Origin of the sequence: Streptomyces sp. NPDC059003, from assembly GCF_042740445.1 — a bacterium.
In the GTDB taxonomy this organism is placed as follows: Bacteria; Actinomycetota; Actinomycetes; order Streptomycetales; family Streptomycetaceae; genus Streptomyces.
The window spans coordinates 1-3,935 of record NZ_JBHYJH010000362.1 but is presented as its reverse complement, the minus strand read 5'-3'; the positions used below and the strand labels follow the sequence as shown (position 1 = coordinate 3,935).

Sequence of the window (3,935 nt, the reverse complement as noted above, 5' to 3'; positions counted from 1 at the left end):
AGACAGGTCTTGACCTTGACGTAAGGGCAACGTTTTAACTGGGTTCATGCGCATCGGAGAGATCGCCGGCGCCGTCGGCCTGACCACCCGCGCCATCCGCCACTACCACCACCTCGGCCTCCTCCCGGAACCGGCCCGCCGGCCCAACGGCTACCGCACCTACGGCCTCCGCGAGGCCATCGCGCTCGCGCGGATCAAGCGGCTCACCGAGCTCGGCCTCGGCCTCGACGAGGTGCGGGACGTGCTCGCCGACGACGCGGGGCGGGAGCTCACCGAGGTGCTCGCCGAGTTGGACGAGGACCTGGCGCGTCAGGAGGCCGCCATCAGGGAGCGGCGCGTCCGGCTCGCCGAGCTGCTCCAGATGTCCAGGGACGGGCTGCTGCCCCACGACGGCCCGGTGTCCCCGGGGCTCGCCGAGCTCCTCGGGCGGCTCCTGCCCACCGAGTCCGCGAGCGCCGCCAAGGACCTCGAACACCTCGCCCTGTTCGACGCCGTCGTCGACACGGAGCTGCGCGACCGCCTCTACGGCGCGCTGCGGCAGATCGCCGACGACCCCGGCCTGACCGCGCGCATGCGGCAGGTGTACCTGCGCCTCGACGAGCTCGCCGACGCCCCGGCGGACGACCCGCGGGCCCAAGCGCTCGGCCGGGAACTCGCCGGCCTCGTGCCGGAAGACATCCTCGCGGTCCTCGTGGACGGGGGCGGGGACGGTGGGGACGGGGCCTCGCCGAAGGAGCGGCCCGGCGTGGGCAGTTCCTTCGGCGAGGCGTTCCTCGACGACTTCGCGCCCGCCCAGGCGGCGGCCGTACGCCACATGCTGAAGCTGCTCACCGGCAGGACGGGGTGGTCACTGTGACCGGCACGGTACGGGTGCTGCGGCGGCTCATCGCCCATGAGCTGCGGGGATTCCGCAGTCTCGGCCGGTGGGTCGCGCGGCGGCCGCCGCACGGGGTCCACCCCGGCGACAGCCCGGCCGCGTACACGGGTCCCCAGACCGCCACCCTCTTCGCCTTCGCCTTCCTCGCCGTCGTCGAGACGGTCGCGCTCGCCCTGGTGATCCCCTGGCCGCTCGCGCACGCCGCGCTGCTCCTCGTGGACGCGTACACCGTGGCGCAGATCGTCGCGCTGCACGCCGCGTGCGTGACGCGGCCCCATGTCGTGGGCCCGGACGGGGCGCTGCGGGTGCGGTACGGGCAGTTCCTCGATCTCCGCATCGCCGCCGAGGACATCCGGCACGCGCGCGTGGACCGCCGCTATCCGGACGTCGGCCGCACCCTGCGCATCCAGGACGACAGCACCGTCGACGTCGTCGTCGGCAGTCAGACGACGGTCACCGTGGAGCTCGTACGGCCGGTGGAGTTCGTCCGCCCGCTGGGGCGCCGCGCGCACGCGCGCGTGGTGCGGTTCCACGCGGACGAGCCGCGCGAACTGGTCGCCGCGCTCAGCCTGGCGCGGGCGGCGCGGTCGGCACGAGCAGCGCAGTCGGTGCCATCGGCGCGGTCCGAGGCGGCCGTCACGCCGGAGCGAACAGCACCCTCGGATCCGAACCCGAGCCCTGACCCGGCCCCGAGCCCGGCCCCGGATCCGCTCGCGTCAGCCTGACCCGCAGCCGCTCCCCCAGCGGCAGCGGCCCCGTGCCGCCCGCCACCCGGGCGACCACCGCCGGCTCCGCCAACTGCACGGTCCCGACCGCCGGTTCGCCCTCCTTGACGTCCACCACGACCGCGTCGAAGACGTCCCCGACCCGGTCCTTGAGCAGCGCCGCCTCGACGGTGTCCACGCAAGCGCGCTCCACGGAGTTGGCGCGCCGCGTGCCCTCGTCCATCTCCCGCGGCAGGTCCGCGAGGGCCGCGAGCACCCAGTCGGGCGGCTCGGCGCCCGCGCACGCGGCCACGCACAGCTCCCCCGCGTACCGGTCGACGAGGCGGCGCAGCGGCGCCGTGCAGTGCGCGTACGGCGCGGCCACCGCCGCGTGCGTCGTGAGCTCCGGGACCTCGCCGCCGCTGAACGCCGTGTACCCGGCGCCGCGCAGCAGCGTCGTGCACTCCTGAAGGAACGCCGCGTGGCGCGGCAGCCTCGGGTCGAGGGAGCGGACCAGCTTCGCGTACGGCACGTGGTGCGGCCAGTCGATGCGCAGCGCCTTCGCGGTGTGGCGCAGGCGGCCGACCGCGCCGTCCGGCGCGACCGGCAGGGTCCGCAGGACCCCCGCCCCGTACCCGATCATGATCTCGGCGGCGGCCATGCCGGTGAGCAGCGAGATCTGCGCGTTCCAGCCGTCGGCGGGCAGCGGCGCGCGGTAGGCGAGCGCGTACGTGTCGCCGCCCGGGCCCTCGACGATCTCCTGCTCGGGGACGTTCAGGGAGATGCCGCCGCGCTCCACCTCAAGGCGTTCGCGCAGCCGCCCGATGTCCGCGAGCAGCGCGAGCGGCTCCTCCGCGGTGCCCGCGTCGATGTCCCGCTGCACGCCGTCGTAGTCGAGCTTCGCGCGGCTGCGTACGAGGGCACGGCGCACCTCGGCGGTCTGCGTGCGGCCCTCCGCGTCGAGGTCGACGGTCCACAGCAGCGCCGGGCAGGTCTGGTCCGGCAGCAGGCTGGCCGCGCCCTCGCTGAGCGCGGTGGGGTGCACCGGGACCTTCTCGTCCGGGAAGTACAGGGTGGTGACGCGGCGGTGGGCCTCGGCGTCCAGGGGGCCGCCCGGAGTGACGTACGCCGCCACGTCGGCGATGGCGTACCGCACCCGGAAGCCGCCGCCCGCGCGCCGCGACAGGTGCATCGCCTGGTCCAGGTCGACGGAGGTCGGCGGGTCGATCGTGAAGAAGGGGACGCCGGTCGCGTCCTCGTCCGGCAGGCGCGGGGCCGTCGCGGCCCGCTCCGCCTCCGCGAGGACCTCGGCCGGGAAGGCCTCCGGCACGTCGAGCCGGGCGCGCAGCTCGCGCAGCGCGGCCCGCAGCGGGGCCTCGGGGGCGCCCTTCACATGGAGGTGGCGGCGGGGCATGGCATCGAGCGTAGGTCGGGTGCGCGGGGTCGGCACCCCGTACCCCGTACGCTTTCGCGAGGGCCGCCGAATCCCTACGAAGGAGAAGTTGATCGTGCTCGTCTTGCTGCCGCCGTCCGAGGGAAAGGCCGCGTCGGGGCGCGGGGCGCCGCTGAAGCCGGAGGGCCTGTCCCTGCCGGGGCTCGCCGACGCCCGGGCCGCCGTGCTCGACGAGCTGGTGGAGCTGTGCGCGGCCGACGAGGAGAAGGCGCGCGAGGTGCTCGGGCTCAGCGAGGGGCTGCGGGGCGAGGTCGCCAAGAACGCCGAGCTGCGCACCGCCGGGGCGCGGCCCGCCGGTGAGATCTACACCGGTGTCCTGTACGACGCGCTCGACCTGGCCTCGCTCGACGCCGCCGCGAAGCGGCGGGCCGCGCGGTCCCTCCTCGTCTTCTCCGGGCTGTGGGGCGCCGTCTCCGTCGCCGACCGCATCCCCTCCTACCGGTGCTCGATGGGCGTGAAGCTGCCGGGGCTCGGCGCGCTCGGCGCCTTCTGGCGGGGGCCGATGGCCTCCGTCCTGCCCGAGGCCGCGGGCGACGGGCTCGTCCTCGACCTGCGGTCCGCGGCGTACGCGGCCGCGTGGAAGCCGAAGGGGGAGGTTGCCGGGCGTACGGCGACCGTGCGCGTGCTGCATGCGCGGGTCGTGGACGGGGTGGAGCGGCGGTCCGTCGTCTCCCACTTCAACAAGGCGACGAAGGGGCGGGTGGTCCGGTCGCTGCTGACGGCGGGGGCCGCGCCCGCGTCGCCCGGGGAGCTGGTGACTGCGCTGCGGGATCTCGGGTACGTGGTGGAGTCCACGGTGCCCGCCAAGGCGGACCGGGCGTGGGCGCTGGATGTGGTGGTCCGCGACATCCACTGAGCCTCGCGGGTGCGCCCCTGACCCGCCCCTTCCCGAAACCAGGGG

4 protein-coding genes are annotated in these 3,935 nt (G+C 75.4%); 3 read left to right on the top strand and 1 reads right to left on the bottom strand.

Annotation, left to right across the window (positions count from 1 at the left end; all coding sequences use genetic code 11):
- Positions 1 to 46 precede the first annotated feature (46 nt).
- Positions 47 to 856, top strand: coding sequence for a MerR family transcriptional regulator (locus ACFWZ5_RS45420; protein WP_384806332.1), 810 nt, complete (start codon positions 47 to 49; stop codon positions 854 to 856).
- The gene (locus tag ACFWZ5_RS45415) at positions 853 to 1,602 is read left to right on the top strand and encodes a hypothetical protein (protein WP_384806334.1); all 750 of its coding nucleotides are present in this window, start codon (positions 853 to 855) and stop codon (positions 1,600 to 1,602) included. The genes ACFWZ5_RS45420 and ACFWZ5_RS45415 overlap by 4 nt, the downstream gene beginning before the upstream one ends.
- Here ACFWZ5_RS45415 and ACFWZ5_RS45410 read toward each other — a convergent pair.
- Positions 1,514 to 2,995: an RNB domain-containing ribonuclease gene (locus ACFWZ5_RS45410; RefSeq protein ID WP_384806336.1), complete on the bottom strand. Its 1,482-nt coding sequence runs from the start codon at positions 2,993 to 2,995 to the stop codon at positions 1,514 to 1,516. The two genes, ACFWZ5_RS45415 and ACFWZ5_RS45410, sit on opposite strands and share 89 nt — an antisense overlap.
- Before the next feature lie 94 nt (positions 2,996 to 3,089).
- Between ACFWZ5_RS45410 and yaaA the strand changes: the two genes are divergently transcribed.
- Positions 3,090 to 3,890 (top strand): peroxide stress protein YaaA, encoded by an 801-nt coding sequence (gene yaaA, locus ACFWZ5_RS45405; RefSeq protein ID WP_384806338.1) that lies wholly within the window; start codon positions 3,090 to 3,092, stop codon positions 3,888 to 3,890.
- Positions 3,891 to 3,935: the final 45 nt, after the last annotated feature.

Coding starts and splice junctions, on each gene's coding strand:
- ACFWZ5_RS45420 (WP_384806332.1), top strand. CDS start 47: ATGCGCATCGGAGAGATCGCCGGCGCCGTCGGCCTGACCACCCGCGCC.
- ACFWZ5_RS45410 (WP_384806336.1), bottom strand. CDS start 2,995: ATGCCCCGCCGCCACCTCCATGTGAAGGGCGCCCCCGAGGCCCCGCTG.